General features: G+C 70.0%; 20 protein-coding genes and 1 rRNA gene. 12 read left to right on the forward strand and 9 right to left on the reverse strand.

Features of this window, described 5'->3' with window-relative positions; all coding sequences use genetic code 11:
* From MMSR116_RS30940 to MMSR116_RS30960, 5 genes are all read right to left on the reverse strand, one after another.
* Positions 1 to 2,247 (reverse strand): ATP-binding protein, encoded by a 2,247-nt coding sequence (locus MMSR116_RS30940; protein WP_244625572.1) that lies wholly within the window; start codon positions 2,245 to 2,247, stop codon positions 1 to 3.
* Positions 2,248 to 2,451: 204 nt separating this feature from the next.
* Positions 2,452 to 3,732 (reverse strand): cytochrome P450, encoded by a 1,281-nt coding sequence (locus tag MMSR116_RS30945; RefSeq protein ID WP_010686990.1) that lies wholly within the window; start codon positions 3,730 to 3,732, stop codon positions 2,452 to 2,454.
* Between the two features lie 20 nt (positions 3,733 to 3,752).
* The gene (locus tag MMSR116_RS30950) at positions 3,753 to 5,030 is read right to left on the reverse strand and encodes an NAD(P)/FAD-dependent oxidoreductase (RefSeq protein WP_010686989.1); all 1,278 of its coding nucleotides are present in this window, start codon (positions 5,028 to 5,030) and stop codon (positions 3,753 to 3,755) included.
* 597 nt (positions 5,031 to 5,627) lie between these two features.
* Positions 5,628 to 6,272, reverse strand: a complete 645-nt coding sequence (locus tag MMSR116_RS30955; RefSeq protein WP_010686988.1) for a hypothetical protein — start codon at positions 6,270 to 6,272, stop codon at positions 5,628 to 5,630.
* Between the two features lie 4 nt (positions 6,273 to 6,276).
* Entirely contained in the window at positions 6,277 to 6,918 is a 642-nt protein-coding gene (locus MMSR116_RS30960; RefSeq protein WP_010686987.1) for a hypothetical protein, read from the reverse strand.
* A gap of 93 nt (positions 6,919 to 7,011) precedes the next feature.
* Between MMSR116_RS30960 and MMSR116_RS30965 the strand changes: the two genes are divergently transcribed.
* Positions 7,012 to 7,995: a hypothetical protein gene (locus tag MMSR116_RS30965; protein WP_010686986.1), complete on the forward strand. Its 984-nt coding sequence runs from the start codon at positions 7,012 to 7,014 to the stop codon at positions 7,993 to 7,995.
* A 37-nt stretch (positions 7,996 to 8,032) separates the two neighbouring features.
* On the opposite strand, the gene MMSR116_RS30970 is transcribed toward MMSR116_RS30965, so the two are convergent.
* Positions 8,033 to 9,217: a glycosyltransferase family 4 protein gene (locus tag MMSR116_RS30970; protein WP_010686985.1), complete on the reverse strand. Its 1,185-nt coding sequence runs from the start codon at positions 9,215 to 9,217 to the stop codon at positions 8,033 to 8,035.
* A complete protein-coding gene (locus tag MMSR116_RS30975) occupies positions 9,217 to 10,257 on the reverse strand; it encodes a glycosyltransferase family 4 protein (RefSeq protein WP_010686984.1) in 1,041 nt (346 codons plus the stop codon). Before MMSR116_RS30975 ends, MMSR116_RS30970 begins: the two co-directional genes overlap by 1 nt.
* Before the next feature lie 93 nt (positions 10,258 to 10,350).
* Between MMSR116_RS30975 and MMSR116_RS30980 the strand changes: the two genes are divergently transcribed.
* The 10 genes from MMSR116_RS30980 (at position 10,351) to MMSR116_RS31025 (ending at position 21,009) form a co-directional block, all read left to right on the forward strand.
* Positions 10,351 to 12,402 carry an HAD-IIB family hydrolase gene (locus MMSR116_RS30980; RefSeq protein ID WP_010686983.1) on the forward strand — a complete coding sequence of 684 codons (2,052 nt, stop codon included), beginning with the start codon at positions 10,351 to 10,353 and terminating at the stop codon, positions 12,400 to 12,402.
* Complete coding sequence (locus tag MMSR116_RS30985) at positions 12,392 to 13,276, forward strand: glycosyltransferase family 2 protein (protein WP_010686982.1); 885 nt, start codon at positions 12,392 to 12,394, stop codon at positions 13,274 to 13,276. The genes MMSR116_RS30980 and MMSR116_RS30985 overlap by 11 nt, the downstream gene beginning before the upstream one ends.
* A gap of 16 nt (positions 13,277 to 13,292) precedes the next feature.
* Positions 13,293 to 14,438: a glycosyltransferase gene (locus MMSR116_RS30990; RefSeq protein ID WP_010686981.1), complete on the forward strand. Its 1,146-nt coding sequence runs from the start codon at positions 13,293 to 13,295 to the stop codon at positions 14,436 to 14,438.
* A gap of 41 nt (positions 14,439 to 14,479) precedes the next feature.
* Complete coding sequence (locus MMSR116_RS30995; protein WP_010686980.1) at positions 14,480 to 15,403, forward strand: glycosyltransferase family 2 protein; 924 nt, start codon at positions 14,480 to 14,482, stop codon at positions 15,401 to 15,403.
* Complete coding sequence (locus MMSR116_RS31000; RefSeq protein WP_010686979.1) at positions 15,400 to 16,458, forward strand: glycosyltransferase; 1,059 nt, start codon at positions 15,400 to 15,402, stop codon at positions 16,456 to 16,458. Before MMSR116_RS30995 ends, MMSR116_RS31000 begins: the two co-directional genes overlap by 4 nt.
* A gap of 65 nt (positions 16,459 to 16,523) precedes the next feature.
* A complete protein-coding gene (locus tag MMSR116_RS31005; protein ID WP_010686978.1) occupies positions 16,524 to 17,192 on the forward strand; it encodes a class I SAM-dependent methyltransferase in 669 nt (222 codons plus the stop codon).
* 240 nt (positions 17,193 to 17,432) lie between these two features.
* Positions 17,433 to 17,548 (forward strand): 5S ribosomal RNA (gene rrf, locus MMSR116_RS31010).
* A gap of 402 nt (positions 17,549 to 17,950) precedes the next feature.
* Positions 17,951 to 18,646 carry a response regulator transcription factor gene (locus MMSR116_RS31015; protein WP_158169280.1) on the forward strand — a complete coding sequence of 232 codons (696 nt, stop codon included), beginning with the start codon at positions 17,951 to 17,953 and terminating at the stop codon, positions 18,644 to 18,646.
* Positions 18,643 to 20,151 carry a sensor histidine kinase gene (locus MMSR116_RS31020; protein ID WP_158169282.1) on the forward strand — a complete coding sequence of 503 codons (1,509 nt, stop codon included), beginning with the start codon at positions 18,643 to 18,645 and terminating at the stop codon, positions 20,149 to 20,151. Before MMSR116_RS31015 ends, MMSR116_RS31020 begins: the two co-directional genes overlap by 4 nt.
* Positions 20,152 to 20,223: 72 nt before the next feature.
* Positions 20,224 to 21,009 (forward strand): 3-hydroxybutyrate dehydrogenase, encoded by a 786-nt coding sequence (locus MMSR116_RS31025; protein WP_158169284.1) that lies wholly within the window; start codon positions 20,224 to 20,226, stop codon positions 21,007 to 21,009.
* Between the two features lie 50 nt (positions 21,010 to 21,059).
* Here the strand turns inward: MMSR116_RS31025 and MMSR116_RS31030 are convergent, their stop codons facing one another.
* Positions 21,060 to 21,437 carry a CsbD family protein gene (locus tag MMSR116_RS31030; protein WP_158169286.1) on the reverse strand — a complete coding sequence of 126 codons (378 nt, stop codon included), beginning with the start codon at positions 21,435 to 21,437 and terminating at the stop codon, positions 21,060 to 21,062.
* 148 nt (positions 21,438 to 21,585) lie between these two features.
* Entirely contained in the window at positions 21,586 to 22,572 is a 987-nt protein-coding gene (gene meaB, locus MMSR116_RS31035) for a methylmalonyl Co-A mutase-associated GTPase MeaB (RefSeq protein ID WP_158169288.1), read from the reverse strand.
* 190 nt (positions 22,573 to 22,762) lie between these two features.
* Here meaB and MMSR116_RS31040 point away from each other — a divergent pair, with 190 nt between their 5' ends.
* On the forward strand, positions 22,763 to 23,791 hold the full coding sequence (locus MMSR116_RS31040) for an alpha/beta hydrolase (RefSeq protein WP_158169290.1): 1,029 nt from the start codon (positions 22,763 to 22,765) through the stop codon (positions 23,789 to 23,791).
* The last annotated feature ends 9 nt before the right edge of the window (positions 23,792 to 23,800 follow it).

The following is a 23,800-nucleotide window of genomic DNA, read 5'->3' on the forward strand; positions in this document are numbered from 1 at the left end:
CTATCGACTCGGCCGAGGGTTGCGGCGCCCGCGGGGATCTCGCCTGCGCCTGTTTCTCCTCGCCCTCGGCCACGCTCGCAGCAGCGTCAGGGTGAAGGTCGTGCCAGCGCCCTCGCGGCTCTCGACAGCGATGTCGCCGCCGAGCATGTGCGCGAACGCCCGGGTGATCGCCAAGCCCAGCCCCGTGCCGCCGAAGCGCCGTGTGGTCGAGGCGTCGGCCTGGCTGAAGCGCTGAAACAAGCGTGACGCCTGCTCCTCGCTCATGCCGATGCCGGTGTCGGTTACCGCGAACACCAGCCGATCGCCCTCGGCGTCGGTCTGCCGGCGTGCCGTCAGCGTAATTTGCCCGCCGTCCGTGAACTTTGCCGCGTTGCTCAGCAGGTTGATCAGGCACTGGCGCAGCTTGGTCGCGTCCGTGTACGCGCTGCCGAGCCCGTCCGCGATGTCGAGGACCAGGGCGTTGCCCTTCTTCTCCACCAAAGCTTCCACCGTGGCGGCGACGTCGCGCACGGTCGCGGCGACGTCGAGGCTCTCCGGGTACACCTCCATGCGCTCGGCCTCGATCTTCGACAGATCGAGCACGTCATTGATTAACCCGAGCAGGTGGCGCGCGTTCGCCTCGATCTTCTTCATGTCGGGCAGCAGGTCCGCCTGGCCGGCGTCCTCCATCTCCTCCTGCAGCATCTCCGAGTAGCCGATCACCGCCGACAGCGGGGTGCGGAGCTCATGGCTCATGTTGGCCAGAAACTCGGACTTGGCGCGATTGGCCTCCTCGGCGGCGTCCTTCGCCGCCGCGAGGACGTGCTCCGAGCGCTTGCGCGCGTCGATGTCGGACACCACCACGACAGCACCGACGAGCGCGCCGTCGGCCGCCCGCATCGGCGCGCCGGCGAAGCCGATCCAGGCGCGGGCACCATCGCCGCGCTGATAGTCAACTTCCAGCTCGGACTGCGGCTCGCCGGCGCGCACCACTTGGATCAGCGGCCACTCGCTCGGCTCGACCGGCCGGCCATCCTCGTGGAAGCCGACCCAGCGCTCAGGCTCGTCGCCGGGTTGCGCGGGCAGTACCCCGTGCCCGAGGATCGTCTCGGCGCGGGCGTTGTGGCCGGTGATCCGTCCGGATCGTGCCTCGGCGATGAGCACGCCCACCGGCAGTGTGTCGAGAACAGTCCGGAGTAACGCCTCGCCCGCGCGGACTTGGGCTTCGGACTGGACGGCCATGGTCACGTCCGCCACCACGAGGCCGACGCCGGTGGCCACCGCCGACCCTTCATCCTGGCTCAGCGGGTAGAAGCTCATGCGGAAATGGCGCGTCCCGCCCGGCGCGCTCTCGCTCGGTACACTCACCGGCACGTCGGCGCTGACGAGGCCGTGGTCGCGCGCCGCCTCCAGTAGCGGGGTGAGCTGGTCTTCCAGCCTCGGGAGAAGCGTCCAGATCGGTGCGCCGAGATCTGCGCCGAAGCCGCGCTCGCTCATCGTCGCCAGCGCGCGGTTCATGTGGCGGATGTTGAACCCGCCGTCGAGGAAGCCGAGCCCGACCGGGGCATTGGCGAGCACGCCCTCGAACAGTCCGCTGCTGCGCTGGCTTTCGCGGCGCCGAACCATCGCGAGGCGGCCCAGAAGCACGATCGCGAGGGTCGCGCACAGCAAGCTGAACGCCGTCAGGGCTGTGTAGCGCAGGTTGTCGCGACGGTCGTTCTCCGCCAACGCCTCTCCGGCGGATCGGTTGGCCGTCGCGGTGGCGGCACGGATCGCGTCCATCAGGCGCTTGCCCGCGCCAGTCTCGATCAGGGCTTCTGCGCTGTCGAACCCCTGGTCACGCCGTGCAGTGACGACCCTGTCGGAGAACACCGTCTCATCGCCGATCAGCTTGCGCACGGTGGCAAGTGCTGCGATCGCAGGATCGGAAGAGCCACCGTCGAGGGTGTCGAGGAAGGCGCCCTCACTGGGGATGCGACCCAGCGCATCGGCATAGGGCTCGAGGTACTCGGGCTTGCCGGTGAGCGCGTAGCCGCGCATGCCGGTCTCCAAATCCTTCATCGTCGAGAGCAAGCGCTCGCTGTGGCTGATCAACTCCCTGCGGTGCAGCCCTTCGCGACGTGCGGCGTCGCCGGCCACGAAGTTCCACCCGACCGCCGTCAAGGCTACGGCGAGCAGGGCGTAAGCGAGCGGCGAACTGGGCAGCCCGGCGAGCGGACGCGCGCCCCGCAGACCTGGACGCTGGATCAGGGGATGGGTGTCGGGCATGCCAGCTACCTACGCCCGCCACGATCGAGCTTGAGCAACTCGTAGCCGGGTTCACACCTGAAGCGCGAGCCCTGGTTTCGAGCCAAAGCCTCTACTTCGATGATCCCGCAAGAGAGCCTGCAAGACCTCGTCGCATCTAGACCCATGGTCGGCGTGGGTGCGAGGCACCCGGTTGAGACTCGTGCTGTCAGGCGCTGAAGCAGGCTAGAGGATCCCCTCGACAGCCACCCGCAGACGCTCCGGTCCGCGCAGGGTCGCCGGGCGACGATAGGGCGGCGGATCCTCGATCAGGTGCGGGGCCTTCAGCCGGCGCGCCAGCGCAGTCAGCGCGGCCTCCGCCTCGAACCGGCCGAGGGGCGCGCCGACGCAGTAGTGCAGGCCGCCGCCGAAACCGAGATGGCGCGTGCCGGTGCGATCGGGATCGAACCGGTCCGGGTCAGGGAACGAGGCCGGATCACGGTTGCCGGCGGCCATCATCAGGATGAGCGTCTCATCGGCGGGGATCGTGATACCGGCGATGTCGATGGCGCTGAGCGTCTTGCGGGTGACGAGTTGCACCGGAGGATCGTAGCGCATCACCTCCTCGACCACGCGCGGGGCGCGACTCGGATCGGCGCGCAGGCGCGCCAGCTCGTCCGGGTGGCGCAGCAGTGTGAGCCAAGCGTTGGCGATCAGGTTCACCGCGGTTTCGTGGCCGGCGACCAGGATCAGGATCGCCGTGGAGATCAGATCGAAGTCGCCCATCCGATAGCCATCCTGAGTGACCTGGTTGGCCAACCCCGAGAGCAGGTCGTCGCGCGGTCGCTTGCGTTTCTCGGCGATGAGATCGGAGAGGTAGTCCGAGATGCCATCGAAGGCCCGGGCGTTGTCCATGCGGGCCTCGTCGCTGACCACGACACCGGGTTCGACCGCTGTGGCGAGCTGGCTCGACCAATCGCTAAACCGGGCCTCGTCCCCGTCCGGCACCCCGAACAGTTCGCAGATCACCGCGACCGGCAGCGGGTAGGCGACGTCGTCGACGACGTCGATCACGCGCGCACCGATTTTGCGGTCGAGCATCTCGCCGACCAGCCGCTCCGAGCGGGCTCGCATCGCGTGGACCCGCTCGGGGGCGAACTGGCGCACGGTGGCGGCGCGCAGGAGATCGTGCGCGGGCGGGTCGCGGAACAGGAACGGCTGGTGTCGGTCGGTGATCCGGTCCTTGATCGGGTTGACGAGGTAGTCGGTCACCGGGTTGCCGGTGGACGGGCGCTTGGTCGGCGGCTGGGTCTCGACGCTCAGGCGGGGGTCGTTCTGCAGTCGCGTGATGGCAGCGTGGCTCGCTGCCACCCAAACGCTGCGCGCTACTTCGCCCGGAGCCTCACTCTCCTCGCCCACTTCATCCTGGCGCGAGACCGGGCTCCGACGCAGGCGAGCGTAGAGTGGGTATGGGTCGGCGCGGTTGGCGTAGTCTTTGATCTGCCCGAGGAGGTTGGCGTCGGCCATGGCATGTCCGCGAACGGGCGTCAGGTCAGGCCAGACGCGAGGATCTTGAGTGGGCCGGCCCGATCGGTCGCGGCCCCCTTTGGTGGAAACGGCGCGTTCTCGGCGATGAGTGCGGCGTAGGCCGGCAGCCAGCGCCCACAATCCACCGACACGGCGGCGATGCACCGTCCCGCCCGACCGTAGAGGGCGAGGAAGCGCCCTGCGGCTGGATCGCCGTGCGCGATCGTCATGGCGTCCGCACCGTCGGTCAAGCCGACCGACTTGATCGTCACGCCCGCTTGCCCGGACCAGAAGGCGGGCAATGCGGCGTAGCCCCGTTCGGGCTTGTCCCCGGCGAGCACACGTCCGGCATGCACGCCCTGCGCGACCGCGTGCCCCCAATGCTCCACGGCGATGCGGCGCCCGCCGTAGAGCGGGTGCGGGAAGCGGGCGACGTCGCCCGCCGCCGCGATCGCGAGATCGGGCCGCCCATCCACGTCCAGCGCATGACCGTCCGCGTCACAGTCGACGCCCCCCGCGTCGAACGACAGACCGGATCCCGCGAGCCATTCGGTGTTGCGTACCGCGCCGAGCGCCGTCACCGCCACGTCGGCCTCGATCGCGGTGCCGTCGGCGAGGTGCGCGCGCACGAGCCGGCCGTCCGCATCCTCCAACCATTCGACCTCGGCGCCGAGTCGCAGTTCGACACCACGAACCTTATGCATGGCGCCGATGATCTCGCCGATATACCGGCCGAGCGCGCGCCCGAGCGGTGCCGGGCCGGGCTGAACCAGGGTCACCGGCAAGCCGAGGTGCCGGCAGGCGCTCGCGACCTCGCAGCCGATCAGGCCGCCGCCGATCACCAGAACGCGCTTCGGCCTGGCGACGAGCGCTGCGCGCAAGGCGACCGCATCGTCCCGGCACCGCAGGGAATGGACACCGGCGAGCTTGCGCTCGTGCGGGTTCGGCCAAGGCCGGGCGCGGGTGCCGGTGGCGATCAGCAGGCGGTCGTAGGACAGGGCCGATCCGTCGGCGAGGTGGACCACCTGTGCCGCACGATCGAGGCGCGCAGCCGGACTGCCGAGGCGCCAGTCGACATCACCATCGAGGCTGCTCGGCAGGGTCGTCGCGTCTGCGGAGATGTGACCGGTCAGGACGTGCTTGGAGAGCGACGGTCGATCGTAAGGGCGGTAGGACTCGTCCCCAATGATCGTGAGCGAACCCGTATAGCCGGCTTGGCGCATAGCCTCGGCCCCACGCAGGGCCGCGAGGCCTGCTCCGACCACCACGACAGCACGTACGGGCGAGTTAGATCCCATCGTAGATGCCCTCGTAGTCGTAGCTCCCGACCCGGATTGCCAGAACCGTGCAGGCGACGCGAGCACGCTCGATGTCGGCTTGAGACGCGGCGGCGGTGGCGGGATCGTAGAAGAGGGCCTCACGCCCCTCGACGCGGACGTGCCTTGGGTCCGCATAGCAGCACCGGACGTGAGCTTGGCTGGTGTCGACGTCTCCAATGACCCGACGACTGATTTGCGGGGCGCCTATGGCCATGCCATGCCAACCGCAGCCGATTGAGCGAGTTCCTCTGATCGCTAACGAAGGGAGTCACTGGTCGCGAACTTCGGTTTATTAGTAGCGACTAGCTCGACATGTTCGTTGCGATGTTTCCTCGGCCCAGGTGGCTGCCCTTGGCCGAAACCCACCAGTCCGCTTCGGAATGCCGCCCGAAATGCAGACATTCTTCGCCCTGCTGAACCGCAACCCACTGCCACGTGGGGGCATGCGAGAATGTGGCCCGTAGGCAAAGGACAGCTTCGGAGCTTCTGGACCAGATAGGTCGTACTCTCTGCGGCCGGCTTGATCACAACAACGCTTCAGATGCCGTCGGCCGAGACGGCGTCGGGAATCCTCCGTCAGCTACGCATCCACGCAGCATACACGGCCCCAGTCGCCGTATCGGGCTTCGCCGCTCCGATGAAGATCACGACCGGGCCATGGGAGTCGCGCCGGGGATCATAGAAATCGAGCAGGCCGGGATGGAGGCGCTGGATGAAATGCGGTTGCCGGCCGCTCCGGCGCAGCAGGTGGTCGATGACGACCTGATCGCCATGCACGGCGTTCGGCACGGGGCCGCAGGACCCCGGGCTTATCCAGCGGTCGGGGTCGGCCGCGAAGGTCGTGTAGAGCGATGCGAGCTCGTCCCCGGACCAGCGCAGCAACGCACTGGAGAGGCGACCCGAGTGGAAATAGTCCTCCATTGCGGCGAAGCCGGGCTCGGCCAGGACATCGGCCGGGCCGGTCAGCACCGTATCGAGGTCGCACAGGAGGGTCGGACCCGTGCTGAGACCCGGCCGGAACGCCTCCATCTTAGCCCACCAAGCCGACCAAGCGTGCCGGAGCGGGATCGTCTCCACGCCCGGGACGGCCACTGGCAGGTCCGTAAGACAGACGATCCGTTCGAAAGCCGGGGCATGGCGGCGGATGCCGCCTGCGAGACGGGCGACCCAGGTGGCGTCGTAGCGCCCGCCGCCCTTCAGGACGGTGATCAGCGTGGTCATGACGTTATTGCTCGGTCGGAGATGGCGGATGCACACGGATGCGTCCGGCCGCCTCGGCCTCGGCGAACCACGCGCGCTCGGCCGCCCAGGGATGACCGGGCCATCCGTCGAACCCGAAGCCGAAGGCCTGCGCCGGTCTGGCACTCGCCGGGCGGCCGAGTAGCAGCGCGAGCGTCACGAGGAAGCCGGTGCTCGGGTTCGGGCGTCCCGCCGTGCGGGGGGTGAGCAGGGTGTGAGCCTGCTGGTGAAGCGTCTCAGGCAGGAGGAGAACCGGGCGGCCCGACGGTTGCAGCAGCGCTAGAAGCTCGCGGGTCCAGCAGATCGGCTCAGGGACGTTGTGCTCCGCCGGCAGCATCGGGAAGGGCAGGATGAAGGCCTGCGCGGCGCGGACCACCGGACGCTCGAGGAAGTTCCGGTCCGCCAGCCATTCCCGCGTCTGGCCGCCGCGGTTGACCAGTGCGAGATGCGTGATGCGGCGGCCGGCGGCGCCGAAACCGGGCGCATTGTTGAAGCGGACCACGCTGTCGGCCGCATCGATCGCGGCTCCCCATGCACCCGTCCCGGAAGAGTTGCCCACGATGGCGAGGGACCCGTCGGCGGGCAGGCCGGCGCGTCCGGCGAAGAGGGGGTCGACGTCTGGGAGCACGTGCGGCAGGGGTTATGTGAACCGCGAAGGTAAGGCGCGGGCCGGACGCATCCAGGCCTCTCCTGCCTGATCGCGGGCGCGGGAGAGGAGATCATGCGGCGGTGTTTCGTCTGTGCGGCCGCCACGATCGGGCCGAGTGACCGGACCCTGTCCTATCCGGATGGTGAGCGCCGCGCCTTCCCGCTGGCCTGCAACGCCTGCGGGGTCCTGCTCGTGGAGAATGGGGATGCAGAGGCGTGCCGCGCGCATCTGGCCCGAGGCCTCGCCGGTCCCGTCTTCGCGCCGGACCGGGAAGCGCCCTACGGCCTCGACCTCTACACCCTGCGTAGCGCCGCGACCCGTTGGCGGCTCGGCGCCTGTCCCCGCGACGAGGCCGGCCGCGCGGAGCTCCGGCACCCCCACGGTACCCGGGCGGCCGAAGCTGAGCTGTTCGCCCTTGAAGCCGCCGACGGACGCCCGGTGTCCCTTGGCCTTATCTGCCGTCCGGCGGACCGGGACGCGGTCCTGGCCTCGCTGCCGGTGCAGGCTGACTGGACGGACGACGTCGTGATCCTGATCGACGAGCCGGCGCAGGCGGCGGAGTCGGTCATGGTCGCGGGCTTCGCCGCGGGGGCGGTGCGCGTGGCCGCCCGACCCCTGAACGGGGATTTCGCCGCGCAGCGCAATGCCCTCCAGGGCTTCGCCCGCCACGGCTGGATGCTGCAGCTCGACGCCGACGAGGCGCTCGACCCGGCGACCGGCCGCTTGCTACCCCCCTTGGCGGCCCTCGCCGAGGCGGAAGGCGTGGTCTCCGTTGGCCTCGCCCGGGCGAACCGGGTTGACGGTGTCCTCTCGAACGTCTTCCCAGATGTCCAGTATCGGTTGAATCGCACCAGTCTGCTGTACGCCGGTCGCGTCCACGAGCGCCCTGTTCTCGACGGCGGCTGGCCCGGGAGTCTCATCGCCCTGCACGGTTGGATCGAGCACCGCCTCAGTTCGGCCCATGTGCGGGCACGTTCGCGACGCTACGAGGCGCTCGATCCCGGTCGCGGACGTTTGGAGGAGGAGGCCGCGCTGCTGCGTCCCTACACAGACTGACGGGTCGGAGCAGGCCGGATCCGCGGCGGCTGCACGATCAGCCGCCGCGCGCCGCCGCGATCGCCCGTTCGTAGAGCGCCAGGGTCTCGCGCCCGAGGCTCGCCCGGCTGAAGCGCCCGGCCGCCGCCAGGGCGCGGGTGCGATAGGCGCGGCGCAGGTTCGGATCGGTGAGGAGCGGGCGCAGGGCATCGGCGAGGGCCGGTCCGGTCGCTGCCGAGGCCAAGGGACCGGCGCCGGGCGCGCCGACGAAGGCGCGGGCGCTCGCATCCTCGGCGCAGGCCACGACCGGTCGGCCGTAGGCGAGCGCCTCCTGGTAGACGAGTCCGAAGCTCTCGTAGCGTGAGGGCGCGAGCACCGCATGGGCCTCGGCATAGGCCTCTGACAGCGATAGGCCGTCGATTCGACCTCTAGCCTGTATGTGCCGCCGCGCAGCCTCGGGCAGATCGGTCGGGAGATCGTCTGGCGGGACCCCGACGAGGTCAAGCCGAAAGGCGGGCAGCGCGCCCTGCGCATGCTCGGCACCGAGGATCGCGGCCGCGCCGAGAAGGGCGCAGAACCCTTTCCGCGCCTCCGCCCGCCCGACGAAGAGCAGGCGGACCGGTTCCGCCGCCTGGGGATAGGGGGCGCTGCGCGCGGCAGCGGTGACTTCGGGGGAAAGGCTGAGACCGATCACCGCTTCGGGCTGCCGTCCGGTCAGGCCGTAGGCTCGAGCGACCGCCGCCCCGTGCGCCGCCGTGTTGGCGATGAGCCCGGCGCTTCCCGCGGCCTGTCGGCGCTCCAGGCCGTCGGCCATCCAGCCATCGAGGCGGTTCCGCAAGCTGCCGGCCGGGTCGCGTGTGAAGGTGGCCGGCGTCGAGCTGCGGGTTACCAGCGGCAGATCTCGACGGCCGGCCAGCAACGCGGCCGGCGCGTACCAGTTCGTCGCCTCGACGACGTCGAACGGCGCCTCGTCGTGGGCGGCGAGGACGGCGCGCCGGAAGGCGAGCGGGGCGGCGAGATGACCGGCCGAGCCCCAGAGGCGCAGGCGCGCCAGGGGACTTCCGGGCGCCAGGGCGAGGCCCGACACTGCGACGCCGCCCGTCTGTTCATGTCCGGTCCGGTCGAGGGTGAAGACCGTCACCGCCGCGCCGGCCTCCCCAAGGCTCTCGGCGATCTCCCGGGCCGCGGTCGACAGGCCGCTCGGGGATGGCGGGTAGTCCCAGGTCAAAAGGGCTGTGCGCATCAGGCGGCGAGCAGGCGCTGGTAGAGGGCCAGGTAATCCCGCGCCATGCGCTCGGCGGTGAACCGTTCCTCGAATCGGCGGCGGACTGTTGCGCGGTCGAGCTGCCCGATGCGGGCGAGGGCTGCGACCGCCTCGGCCTCGGTGGAGACGATAAAGCCCGTGACCCCGTCCTCGACGATCTCGGGGACCGAGCCTCGGTTCCAGGCGACCACCGGTGTCCCGCAGGCCATCGCCTCGATCATCACGAGGCCGAAGGGCTCGGGCCAGTCAATCGGGAACAGAAGCGCCCGGGCCGCCCCCAGGAGCTCGCCCTTCCGAGCATCGTCGACGGGCCCGAGATAGGTCGCATCGGTGCCGAGTAGGGGCCGCACCCGCTGATCGAAATAGTCCGGGTTGCCGACATCGATCGTGCCGCCGAGCCGGATCGGCAGGCCGGCGGCGCGGGCGACGCGGATCGCCACGTCGGGCCGCTTCTGGTCGGTCATGCGGCCGACGAAGGCGACATGGTCGTCCGGTACGCCGCGAAGGCTGTAGCGGGTCCGGTCAATGCCGTGATGCACGATGCCGGCCCGGTTGGAGGCCGGGATGCCGGCGGCCTGCGCGGCCGAAATCGCCGCCACGGGAAGGTCGGGGAAGCCCTGAAAGAAAAGCGCCCGGTCGAGTTCGTCCACCCGCCAGTGGATGGTGGTCAGGCTGTGCCGGCGACGCGCGCCCAGGAGAGCCGCATGCGCAAATTCGCCATGGCAATGAACGATGTCGAACGCGTCCAGCCGCCGGCAAAGGGCCTCCAGCTGCAGGGCGTCCAGGGAAGCCGGTACCCCGGGTGCGACGCGCCCGTATTGACGTTCCAGAGCGGCGAGGCTCGGATAGTCGCCGACGCGCGGCAAGTCTGTCGCACTGTCCGAAGAAGCAAACAATGTTAGTTCCACGCCCAAGCTTCGTAGCGCTGTGCTGAGATCGTGCACAACCCGCTCGGTGCCGCCGTGATGGCCTGGGGGAACGGGAAAAATGTTTGGAGCGACCTGCGCGACGCGAAGCACGGCAACCTCTTTACATATGTTAAGCCGGGGCGCGGCGATCGCTTTACATAAGTTAAGTGTCCAGGGTCGCTCGAGAGCCGCAGCGCACGCCTGATGTTCGTCCTGCACATCGCCCTGCAGGGCTGCCTGCGCGGTGACGGCGTCGTCTACGGGCTTACCGCCGACACCGGCGGCCATATCCGCTACCTGCTCGATCTGGTTTCGGCCGCGGTGCAGGATCGCGATCTCACTCGAATCGTGGTGGCGACCCGTCTGTTTCGTGGCTCCCTCGGTGACGCCTACGCCGTGCCTGAAGAGCCGATCGCCGACAAGGTCACGCTCGTGCGGCTCGCGAGCGCGTCCCCGGACTACTGCGCCAAGGAGGCGATGCACGCCGAGGTCGCGTCCTTCGCCGAGAACCTCATCGGCTGGATCGCCGCCCAGGACCGGGCGCCGGATCTCATTCACGCGCACTACGCGGACGCGGCGACGGTGGCGACCCTGGTGGAGGATCGCCTTGGCATCCCCTTCGTGTTTACGGCCCATTCCCTGGGACGCGTGAAGGCGACGATGCTGGGCACGGTCCCCGTCCAGCCCGACCTCGCGCGCCGAATCGCCGCCGAGGAGGAGGCGTTGGCGCGGGCCCAACTCGTGATCGCCTCCTCGCGGGACGAGGCCGAGGTGCAGTACGCCGGTTATGCGGCCTACGATCCCGGGCACGTCCGCGTCCTACCTCCGGGAAGCGACCTCGCTCGCTTCGCCGCGGCCAAGCCGCATCCCCGGGTCGACGCCGTGATCGACCGCTTCTTGGAGGATCCGGCCAAGCCGGCGGTCCTGGCGCTCGCCCGGCCGGTGGCGCGCAAGAATCTCGCGGCGCTGGTGCGCGCCTACGGCGAGAGTCGTGCGCTCCAGGCCCGCGCCAATCTCGTGATCGTCGCCGGGACCCGCGACGACATCGACACCCTCGACGGCGACATGGCCGCGACGATGCGCGACCTCCTGGTCCTGATCGACCGTTATGACCTCTACGGGCGTGTCGCCTACCCCAAGACCCATCGTCCGGAGGATGTGCCGGCGATCTACGCCTATGCTCGGGCCCGGGGCGGCCTGTTCGTCAACCCGGCCCTCAACGAGCCGTTCGGCCTGACGCTGCTGGAGGCCTCGGCCGCCGGCTTGCCGCTGGTCGCCACCGACAGCGGCGGCCCCAACGACATCGTCGAGACCTGCGGCAACGGGCTCTTGGTCGATCCCCGGGCCCACGGGGCGATCGCGGAAGCGTGCCTGCGGATCCTGGGCGATCCGGCCCTCTACGCGCGCTGCGTGGCTGGCGGCGCCCGGGCAGCGGCGGCCTACGACTGGGATCGGCACGCCGCCCGCTATCACGTCCTACTGCGCGCGCTGCTGGCCGCGGAACCGCCCGCCTCGGCTCCTCGGCAATTGCTCGTCTGCGACATCGACAACACGCTGGTCGGCTGCGACGCAGCGATGGGAATCTTCCGCCGGTGGCGCAGCCGGCAGGCGGGGCTGGCTTTCGGCGTCGCCACCGGCCGGTCCTTTCACAGCGCCATGGCGGTGCTGGAGCAGCAGGACAGCCCCCGGCCCCAGGTGATGATCACCTCGGTGGGGTCCGAAATCTACCACCTCGACGCCAACGGCGTGACCTACACGGCGGACGCCGCGTGGCGCCAGATCATCGCGCCCGGCTGGGATCGGCCCGCCGTGCGGGCGGCGCTCGACGAGCTCGACGGGCTGAGCCCCCAGGGTCCTCTGGAGCAGCGGGTCCTGAAGCTGAGCTATTTCGGTGATACCGCGGCCGAACGGCGCGTCCGCGCGCGCTTGGCAGAGGCCGGTATCGCCGCGCGCGTGATCCACAGTCATGGACGGTATCTCGACGTCCTGCCGGAGGCCGCCTCGAAGGGTACCGCGGTCGATCACGTCCGAGCCCTGTACGACCTACCGGAGCACGCCGTGTTCGTGGCTGGCGATTCCGGCAACGACATCGAGATGCTGGGCGCTCGGGTGCACGCGATCATCGTGGCGAACTATTCGGATGACCTCGCAAGCCATGCCGCCCTGAAGCACTCCTACGTGTCCCGCCGGACCCACGCCCGGGGCATCATCGAAGGGGTCTCGCACTTCCGCCGGATGCTCGCCGATGTCGGATGAGCACGGGGGGGAGCCGGCTCCCAGCGTCCTGACCCTGGTCCGCGGCCGGACCGACCGCCTGCGCAACCTGATGCAGGGTCTCGCCCGCCAGACGCTGCCCCCGCGGGAACTGGTCATCGCCTGGATGCAGCCGGAGCGTGCACCGGATCTACCCGATCCCGGCTGCCCGGTGCGGCATATCCACGTGTCGGGCGAGCCGATGCCGCTCGCCGCCGCCCGCAACCGGGCCGCCGAGGCGGCCACGGCGGATCTCCTGCTTTTCCTCGACGTGGATTGCATCCCCTCGCCCGGTCTGGTGGCGGCCTATGCGGGGGCGGCCCGGACGACGCGGGGACTGTTCCTCGGCGAAGTCCTCTACCTGCCGCCCCGGGCGCTCGAACACGATCCCGATCCCACGGTGCTGGACCGCCTGGGCCGGCCCCATCCGGCCCGGCCCGCCCTGCCCGAAACCGGTCTGCGGCCGGAACCCGATGCCGGCCAGCTCTGGGGCCTGTCCTTCGCCCTGCCGTCCGCGGCTTGGCGCGCGGCCGGCGGCATGGACGAGGCCTTCGTGGGCTACGGCGGTGAGGAGACGGACTTCGCCGCCCGGCTCGCCGCATCTGGGCTGCCGACCTTCTGGGTCGCGGGCGCCCGCGCCTACCACCAGCACCATCCGGTCCACGTGCCGCCCCTCCAGCACTTCGCGCCGATCCTCGCGAACGCGGCGCGGTTCCGGGCGCGGCACGGACGCTGGTGCATGACCTACTGGCTCGACCAGTTCCGCGCGGCCGGGCTGATCGACTGGCACGCCGACGCCCCCGCGATCCGCCTGATCCGGCCGCCGACCGGACCCGAGATCGCCGCCGCCCTGCGGCCCAACGCCCTGTTCTCCTGAGATCGAGCCTCCCGCCATGAAGAAGCCGATCGCGTTCTTCGTCCATCACCAGGGCCGCGGCCACGCCAACCGCACGATGGCGGTGGCCGCCGAGTTTGCCCGAGACCGGGCCGTCTCGGTGCTGACCGCTGATCCGCACCTGTTCGACAGCTTCGGCCGTGACATCGAGATCGTGGCGCTGCCCAACATGATCGGCGCCGCTGTGCCGACGGCGCGCCTCTACGCCGAGCCGACGCCCCAAGTAATGCACTGCGTCCCCCTGGGTCTCGACGCGATGCGCCGGACCATGCGGGCTATCCTCGACCATCTCGACGAGCGCGGAATCGGCCTGTTCGTGGTCGATGTCTCGGCGGAGATCGCGCTGCTCGCGCGCATCGCCAGCGTGCCGGCGGTGCAGATCCGCATGCACGGCGACCGCTCCGATATCGGCCATGTCGGTGCCTACGAAGCCTGCGTCGGGATGCTCGCCCCCTTCGACGAGCGCTTGGAGCAGGACGAGTACCCGGCGCACCTGCGCGCCAAGACCTTCTACAGTGGCGGCCTGTGCACCAGCGTCGACCGGGTGCCGGAGCGCGCGGAGGCTCGCGCCAAGCTTGGCCTTGACCCTCAGCGCGAGATCGTCGTGGCGGTGACCGGCGGCGGCGGCAGCGGCACGCCCTACGCGCCACTCACAGTCGCAGCCCGCGCCGAACCCAATGCCCTGTGGCTCACGCTCGGGCCGACCCATCGCGAGGGCCACGAGACCGATTTCTCCAATCTGCGCGAACTTGGCTGGGTGCCGTCTGTGACGGACTACCTCGCCGCCGCCGACATCGTGATTGCCTCGGCGGGCGACAACACGGTCCATGAGGTCGCCCGTGTCGGCGGTCGCCTGATCGTCATGCCGGAATGGCGCTACTTCGCCGAGCAGACCCGCAAGGCCGAGGCGCTGGTCCGCCTCGGGGCCGCCGTGCAAGCCCCCATCTGGCCCGGCGATCTCCAGAGTTGGCGCGACCTCCTCGCCCGAGCCCGCGCCCTGGATGGGACCACCCTGCGCGGCCTCTATGCCCCCGAAGCCGCCGCCCGCGCCGCCGGCTGGCTCGAAGAGCTGACCGACGCGCTCTGGGACCTTGGACCCGCCGGGGTCGAACCCAGCTCGTTTCAGAACCTCGCGGCCGAATGAACGCCCACCTCCCCCCGCGACGACCGGAGCCCGCCGCCCGCATGTCCACCGTCTCCGTCGTGACCCTCGCGAAGGGCCGGCCGGCCCATCTGCGCAACGTGCTCCTTGGCCTGGAGCGCCAGACGCAGGCCCCCGTCGAGTTCATCGTCGCGGTGATGCAGGACACGCCCTACGACCTGCCCGCGGTCGATTTCCCCATGCGCCAGATCCTCGTGCCGGGCCGCGAATTGCCGCTCGCGGCCGCGCGCAACCGCGGCGTGGCGGCGGCATCCGGCGATGCTGTGGTCTTCCTCGACGTCGATTGCATCCCGGCGCCCGAACTCGTCGCCGATTACGCGCGGGGCCTCTCCGAGCTCGACGGGTTGCTGATGGGCGAGGTGCTGCACCTGCCCGAGCGCGCCACGACGGAAGCCTGGGACTACGCCGGGCTTGACGCCGTGGCGGAGAAGCATTCCGACCGCCGGGGCCCTCCTGCTTCCGGCATCGAGATCTGTAACGATTACCGCTGCTTCTGGTCGCTCAACTTCGCGATCCAGCGGGCCACCTTCCTGGCGACCGGCGGCTTCGACGAGCGCTACACCGGCTATGGCGGCGAGGACACCGACTTCGGCAAGCTCCTCGACCGGAGCGGCATCCCAATCGCCTGGATGAAGGGCGCGCGCGCCTATCACCAGTACCACCCGCACCACATGCCGCCGGTCCATCACCTCGAGAGCGTGGTGCGCAACGCCGAGCTGTTCGAGGCCAAGTGGGGCTACCGCACGATGGGCCACTGGCTCTACGCCTTCAAGGTGATGGGCCTGATCGACGACACGCCCGACCGGCCGATCCGCATCCTGCGCCGGCCCGACGCCGCCGATCTTGCGCTGACCGGCCAGCAGGGCCACCAGCCCTACACCAACTCAGCTTCGGTGATCCGTGCCATCGAGGCCCGGGCGGGCGAGCCCGCGCCGGTGACGGCGTGAGGATCGCGCTCCTCGCTCATCTCCGCCACCCGATCGCCCCGCCCTTCGCGGGCGGCCTTGAAGCCTACACCTGGAGCCTCGCGGACGGACTCGCCGCCCGCGGCCACGCGGTCACGCTGTTCGCTTCCGGTGATAGCGACGCGCGCTTCGCCCTGGATCCTGTGATCCCGATCCATCACGAACGGAGCCATGCCGGCCTGGAGCACCGGAGCGATGTGGGGCTGAAGAGTCATCTCGACAGCGGCTACACCGCCGCCTGCGACCGGATCGCGGCCGGAGGCTTCGACGTGCTCCACAACAACAGCCTGAGCCGATTGCCCCTGGAGAAGCGGCGTACCGCTGCGACGCCGACCGTCACGTCGCTGCACGTGCCGCCCTACGATGCCCTCCGCTGGTTCGTGCAGGCGAGCCCCGCCCCGGGACACCGGATCACCGCGACGTCCCGGGCGCAGCTGGATGCGTGGTGGCCGGACGGGGGGCCCCCGGAGGCATCGGTGCTCCACAACGGCATCGATCCTGCCGCCTGGCCCTACCGACCGCGCGGCGACGGCAGCGCGGTCTGGTGCGCGCGGATCACGCCGGACAAGGGCGCGCCGCACGCGATCGCGGCGGCGCGTCGGGCCGGGCTTCCGCTGACCCTGTTCGGCCCGATCGAGGAGCCCGGATATTGGGAGGGGCAGGTCGCGCCGTTGCTCGGAGGATCGATCCGCTACGGCGGTCAACTCAGCGGTGCGGATCTGGCTGCGGAGGTCGGCCGCGCCTCCGTGTTCCTGGCCACCCCGTGCTGGGACGAGCCGTTCGGGCTGGCGGCGATCGAGGCGATGGCCTGTGGCCTGCCGGTCGCCGGCTTCGCCCGGGGCGCCGTCCCGGAGGTCGTTGGCGAATCTGGATCCCTCGCTGCGCCGGGGGACGAGGAGAGTCTTGCCCGCGCTATCGGCGAGGCGATCGCGATCCCGCGGCCGGTCCCGCGCGGGCGTGTCCTGCGCCTGTTCACCCGCGCACGGTGGCTCGACCGATGCGAGGCGCTCTACGCGCAGGCCTGCGCCGTCGGGTGACCCCACCGCTCTTCCCGCATGGCTGCCCCTCCTGCGCCTTCTCAACAGCCTAAAATCAGAGTGACATGACCCGTCAGGAACTGATCGCCGCCCTGTGGCACGGTTGCGACCCCTTCGCGGATCCCCCGACGGACCTACGCGCCGGCGACCTTCAAGGCTGGCGCAGCATCCATCCCTACCTCGAGGAGGCGGTGATCGAGTTCCGGCCACGCGTGGTCGTCGAAATTGGGACTTGGAAGGGAGCTAGCGCGCTCTTTCTTGCGCGATCCATGGCCGAGCACAACGTCGCCGGCACCGTGATCGCGGTCGATACGTGGCTCGGAGCCGTCGATCATTGGGCGGACGAGACGCTTTTCGCGGAACTCGCCACCGAGCATGGCTATCCGAGCCTCTACCGAACCTTCCTGGCCAATGTGCTGCGCGAAGGCATGACGGACCACATCGTGCCGTTACCGCTCGACTCGGTGAATGCCGCGGAACTTCTGCGTCTGCGCGGCGTGACCGCCGATGTCATTCATCTCGATGCCGGGCACGAGGAGGCGTCCGTCGCGGCGGACCTGCGCGCCTGGTGGCCGGTCCTGCGACCTGGAGGCCTCCTGATCGCCGACGATTACGACCGCCTGGGCGGCCGCTTCCCGGGTGTTACCCGGGCGGTCGATACGTTCTGCGCCGAGGCAGGGGCGCGGGGACCGTGGTCACTGCGGGGCAAGTGCAAGTTCATCAAGCCGGATTAGGGTTAATCAAGTGCTTTGCCTGTAGGCCGGCGACTCCGTCTGCGGTAGGCCTCCCTCGACTTGGCGGCAGCGAAACCAATCCAGAGTTGATGTCTGCTTTCGAGATGTCGGCGGCACGTAATTACCCACGGGGTAGCTTGGTCGTCGGTTGAACGCCCGCGGCTGCGCTCCTGCCGAGCCAAGCTTGCCTCTTGCGCGGGTCGTCTCTTGCGCGGGGCGAATTTCGCTGATTCCTTCGTGGGAGGTGGCCTGAGCGGCGTGCCCAGAACCCGATCCCATCTCGAACTCGGCCGTTAAACACGCCAGCGCCCATGGTACTGTGTCTCAAGACACGGGAGAGTCGGTCGCCGCCAGGCCTGCCCATCGCAATTGCCGGACACACCTCCAACCATTCCCTCATCGCGAGACACGACGCGAAAAGGCCGCTCCTTCCGGGGCGGCCTTTTCGCGTTTGGACCGTGGCCCTCACGGAGCTTGCCTTACCGCGAAGTCATCTCGCCGCGAGCGTCCCGTAATCGGCAGCGCGCGATGGTGCCGGAGCCGCCGATCCGCTCCTCGGATCGCGCGGACGAAGCCGCGGCGAACCTCGCGCCCTCCGAGGACCCTCAATGCCGCTTCGGAACGGGTCGGGATTCGCGCCCCGCGGACCCGGCCCGTTCATCCGATCGGCTCATGGGGCGATAGGGGAGGGGATCGGCTTGACCATGCTGACCGAGACACGTTCCCCCGCATTGCGTGGCACGCTATGGACCAGTTCCATGCGACTGCTCATCATCGAGGACGATCGGGAGGCGGCGGCCTACCTGGTCAAGGCGTTCCGCGAGACCGGGCATGTCGCCGACAGCGCCCATGATGGCCTCGACGGGTACGCCCTGGCGCGCGAAGGCGCCTACGACGTGCTGATCGTCGACCGCATGCTGCCCAAGCTCGACGGCCTCTCGCTGATCCGCTCGCTCCGCGAGCAGAAGGTGGCGACGCCCGTGCTGATCCTCTCGGCGCTGGGGCAGGTCGACGACCGGGTGAAGGGTCTTCGTGCCGGCGGCGACGACTACCTCCCGAAGCCCTACGCGTTCTCCGAGTTGCTCGCCCGTACGGAGGCCCTGGCCCGGCGGCAGTTCGGCACCGGGGCCGCGGAGGAGACGCGCTACCGGATCGGCGACCTGGAGCTTGACCGCCTTTCACATCGTGTGACCCGCGCCGGGCGCGAGATCCTGCTGCAGCCGCGGGAGTTCCGCCTCCTCGAGTACCTGATGCGCCATGCCGGGCAGGTCGTGACGCGCACCATGCTGCTGGAGCATGTCTGGGACTATCACTTCGATCCGCAGACCAACGTGATCGACGTCCACGTTTCGCGCCTTCGCGGCAAGCTCGACAAGGGTTTTCCCACCCCGATCATCCACACGGTCCGGGGCGCGGGCTACGTGCTGCGCGTCGATGAGGGCAGCTCCGGGTGAACACGCCACGGGCCGACGCCGCGCTCCCGCCAGAGACGAGCGGCGCGCGCTTCCAGAAGCTGTTCCGCACCACCGCGTTCAAGCTGTCGCTGGCCTATCTCGCTATCTTCGCACTCTGCGCCTTCCTGGCGTTGGGCTACGTCGCGTGGAACGCCCGCGCGGTGCTCGACGACCAGATCGTCTCGACCATCGACGCCGAGATCAACGGCCTGTCGGAACAGTACAATGCCGGCGGTTTGCGCCGGCTGATCACCGTGGTGGAGCGGCGCTCGCGCGAGCCGGGGGCCTCGCTCTACCTCGTGACCACGGCCGGGGGCGACCACGTCGTCGGCAATGTCGGCTACGTCCCCGCCGCCGTGCTGGCGACCCCCGGCCAGAGCGAGACACGCTACGGCCGCAACGACTCGGATGCCGAGGCGCACCGGGCGATCGTGCGGGTCTTCACCCTGCCGGGCGGATTCCGGCTCCTCGTGGGGCGCGACACCGAGGAGCGCGACCGCCTGCGCGCGGTGATCGGGCGGGCCTTCGTCACCTCGCTGGCCGCCGTGGTGCTCCTGGGCGTAATCGGCGGCTGGCTCGCGGCGAGCCGCGTCCTGCGGCGCGTCGATGCCATGACCCAGACCACCCGGGCCATCATGGCGGGTGATCTCGACGACCGGCTCCCCGTTGCCGGCAACGGCGACGAGCTCGACCGCCTCGCCTCAAGCCTCAACCTGATGCTGGAGCGTATCGGCGAGCTGATGCGCGGGATGCGTGAGGTCTCCGACAATATCGCCCACGACCTCAAGACGCCGCTGACGCGCCTGCGCAACCGCGCCGACGAGGCCCTGCGCCGGTCCTCGACGCCGGACGAGCTGCGTGCCGCGCTCGAGGCGGTGATCGAGGAGGGGGACGGGCTGATCCGGGTGTTCAACGCGCTCCTGATGATCGCCCGGCTTGAGGCCGGCAGTGCGCGGGAGATCCTGGTGCCGCTGGACATCGGCCCCGCGGTCAGAGGCGTCGGCGAGCTGTACGAGGCCCTGGCGGAGGATCAGGGACTCGTCCTCGACGTGCGCGCGGAGGAGGGGCTGATCATCGCCGGCAACCGAGAGCTGATTGGCCAGACCCTGGCCAATCTCGTCGACAACGCCCTGAAATACGGGGCTGCCGCAGAGGGAGGCGCGGCCCGGGTGACCCTCGAGGCGTGGCGGGCCGAAGACTCGATCCGGCTCGCCGTCTCCGATCACGGACAAGGCATCCCGGAGGCACAGCGCGCCCGCGTCCTCGATCGCTTCGTCCGGCTGGAGGATGCCCGGTCGAGGCCGGGTTTCGGGCTCGGACTCAGCCTGGTCAACGCCGTGGTGCGCCTGCATCATGGGGTCCTGCACCTCTCCGACAATGCTCCGGGGCTGCGGGTCGAGATCGCATTTCCGGCCGCGGCGCGCGCCGTGGCGGAGGCCGGTGACATCCGCGACGCGCCGCCATCGGCCGCCTCTGTGCCGGCGGCGCCTTCACGCGCTAGTTAGATCCCCGTTTCGTCCCGCCGCGCTCGCGGCGCCCGTCCCGATCGACGGTGCGTCCGCGTCCCAGGAGGTCCCATGACCCTCAAGACCAAGACCGCCCTCGTCACAGGCTCCACCAGCGGCATCGGCCTCGCCATCGCGCGGGCTCTGGCGGCGGAGGGCGCCAACGTCGTGCTGAACGGTTTCGGGGACGCGAATGCCATCGAGGAGACCCGCGCGGGGATCGAGGGCGCCTACGGCGTCGAGGCCCGCTACTCGGCCGCCGACATGAGCAAGCCCGAGGCGATCACCACCATGGTCCGGGAGGCGGAACAGGCGTTCGGATCCGTCGACGTCCTGATCAACAATGCAGGGATTCAGTTCGTCTCGCCGATCGAGGAATTCCCGGCGGACAAGTGGGAGCAGATCATCGCGATCAACCTGTCCTCGGCCTTCCACGCGATGCACGCCGCGATCCCGGGCATGAAGGCGCGGGGCTGGGGCCGGATCATCAACACGGCCTCGGCGCACTCGCTGGTCGCCTCGCCGTTCAAGTCGGCTTACGTCGCCGCCAAGCACGGGATCGCCGGCTTGAGCAAGACGGCCGCGCTCGAACTCGCGCCTCATAGGATCACGGTGAACTGTATCTCGCCGGGCTACGTCTGGACGCCGCTGGTGGAGGCACAGATCCCCGACACCATGAAGGCCCGCGGCCTGACCAAGGAGCAGGTGATCGAGGACGTGCTGCTCAAAGCGCAGCCGACCAAGGAGTTCGTGACGGTCGATCAGGTCGCCGCACTCGCGGTGTTCCTGTGCTCCGACGCGGCGAGCCAGATCACCGGCGCCAACATCAGCATGGATGGCGGCTGGACGGCGCAGTAGCCCTGGAATGGGGGGCGGCCCCGCCCGAGGGCGGACGGGGCCGCGTTCGGTCAGCGACGGCTGTGGATCAGCAGCGCGAGGCCGTACCCGACCGCGCCGGCGATCAGCAGCGCCACAAGCGGGTTCTCCTCCACGCGAGCCCCCACGGCCGCGCGGCCGTCGCGCAGATAGGAACCACCCCGCTCGTAGGCGTCCCCCGCCAGATCCCCGGCGCGATCGTAGGCATCGCTCGCGTAGTCGCCGGCCCGGTCGGCCATGTCGCGCGCCCTGTCCTTGACCTGCCCATAGACGTTCTGCGCCTGGCCCTGAGCCTCGCGGAACCGTCCCTCGACCGAGTCGCGGTTCGAACCGACGAAATCGCCGGCCGCACCTTGAACCTTGCCGGCGGCTTCCTTGGCACCGCCGACGATCCGATCCGTATCAACCATGGCACTCTCCTGGACGTGGGCGCGGCGCCGGGACCGGGCGCCCTCGATACGCCGTCGTCCTCGGAACGCACGAGATCGCGTTTGTGCCCCCGACCGATCATGAATTTCTGCCGACCTGCGCATTCCGGGGCCGGCGTCCCCGAGCGGTTCAGAGTCCGATCAGCTCGGCGATGGCGGTCGCGCCGGCTGCGGGAGAGGTCTCGCCGCGGGCGACGCCCGCTTCCGCCTCGGCGGTGCGGCGCCGGACCTCCGGGGAGCCGACGAGTCGCTGGTGCAGGCGCTCGTCCACCAGCGCCCACATCCACTTGACGTCCTGCGTCCGCCGCTTCGCCTGGATCTCGCCGGTGGCGGTGAGCTTCTCCCGGTGGTCGACGATCTTCGCCCACAGGGCATCGAGCCGTAGGTTGTGAAAGCCCGAGATCGTCACCACCGGTGGCGTCCACGTGGCGAAGGCCGGGGTGAGGATGTGCAGGGCGGCGCGGTATTCCGAGGCCGCCGCGTTGGCCCGCTGCTCGGCCTCGCCGGCATCGGCCTTGTTGACCGCGATCATGTCGGCGAGTTCGAGGATGCCCTTCTTGATGCCCTGCAGCTCGTCGCCGGCGCCGGGAAGCATCAGAACGAGGAAGAAGTCGGTCAGGTCGGCCACCGCGGTCTCCGACTGACCGACGCCCACGGTCTCAACCAGGATCACGTCGAATCCCGCCGCCTCGCAGAGCAGCATGGTCTCGCGGGTCTTGGCCGCGACTCCGCCCAGCGTACCCGATGACGGCGAGGGGCGGATGAAGGCGTTCGGATCGTGCGAGAGCCGCGCCATGCGGGTCTTGTCGCCGAGGATCGAGCCGCCGGTGCGGGAGGAGGACGGGTCGACCGCGAGGACCGCCACCTTGTGGCCGGCCTCCGTCAGGTTCGAGCCGAGGGCATCGATGGTGGTCGACTTGCCGACCCCGGGCACGCCGGTGATCCCCACGCGGATCGCCCTGCCGGTCTCCGGCAGGACCGAGTCGATCAGGCCGGCCGCGAGCGCCCGGTGATCGGCCCGCTTCGACTCGGCCAGGGTGATGGCCCGGGCCAGGGCGGCGCGGTCGCCGCGCAGCAGGCGCTCGCGCAGGCTCTCGATGTCGATGGACGGCGTCATGATCTCTTCATGGCTGTGGCGCGGGCCGCCGTCGAGAGGGTCGGACACGCGATCAGCCCGCGGCGCCCTGTGGCCGGGGGACCACAAGCCGGGCCTTGCGGGTTCTCCACAACGACCAACAGGCGGCGTGCCCCGCCACGGTCATGATCCTGCGCGACGAGGGTGCCCCCCGCCCGAGCGTACCCGGATCATGTCGAGCCAGACCGTCTCACGCCGCGTCCTTCTCCGGTTCGGTGCCCTCGCGGGCGCCGCAGGCCTCGCTCCATCCCTCGGCGCCTGCGTCACCGATGATCTCGGCACCGGTGCGGCGCTGCCCGAGAAGCAGTCGGCCCTCGACGTCATGCCGGTGCTGCTGGTCGCCACGACCCGCAAGCCCGTGGGTCACCCGCCCCGGCCCCCATACTTCAGCAGCGACCGCGGCCGCGGCCTGAGCTTCGCCGAGGTGCGCCTCTCGCCTCCCGACCGCTCGCTGCTGGGTAAGGTCTCCTCCGTCATCACCGGCGACTGGACGATCGGGGCCGTGCCGAAATCTGAGACCGGACCGGGCGCCGCTGAGGCCTTCGCGCAGGCCGCGCTGGGACGCGACGTGCTGATCTACGTCCACGGCTACCGCGAATCGTTCGAATCGGCCGCCGTCAGTGCCGCGCGCCTGTCGGACGGCATCCGTTTCCGGGGCGTCTCGGGCCTGTTCACGTGGCCTTCGGCGGCCGCAACGCTCGACTACAATTACGATCGCGAGAGCGCGCTCTGGTCGCGCGATGCCTTCGAGGACCTGCTGAAGGCGCTCGCCGCATCGCCGAGCGGAGGCCGGATCAATATCGTCGCGCATTCCATGGGCACGCTCCTGACCCTCGAAACTCTCCGGATGCTGCGCGCCGAAGCCGGCGAGGCGGCGATGTCGCGCATCGGCGCCGTGGTGCTGGCGGCCCCCGACATCGATTTCGACCTCTTCTCCAACGGCGTCGCGCGCCTGGGACCCGACGTCTCGAAGATCACCGTGATCTCCGCCACCAACGACCGCGCCCTCGAGCTCTCGGCGGCCCTGGCGGGCGGGGTCCGGGCCGGCGCAGTCGACCGCGCGAAGCTGGAGGCGCTGGGCGTGCGCGTCGCCGACGCCTCCGATTACGGCGGCGGCCTGATCAACCACGACCTGTTCCTGTCGAATCCGGAGGTGCAAGGGGTGGTCAAGCGCGCCATCGCCCGCGGGACCGGGGTCTGAGGCATCCAC

Origin of the sequence: Methylobacterium mesophilicum SR1.6/6 (genome assembly GCF_000364445.2) — a bacterium.
In the GTDB taxonomy this organism is placed as follows: domain Bacteria; phylum Pseudomonadota; class Alphaproteobacteria; order Rhizobiales; family Beijerinckiaceae; genus Methylobacterium; species Methylobacterium mesophilicum_A.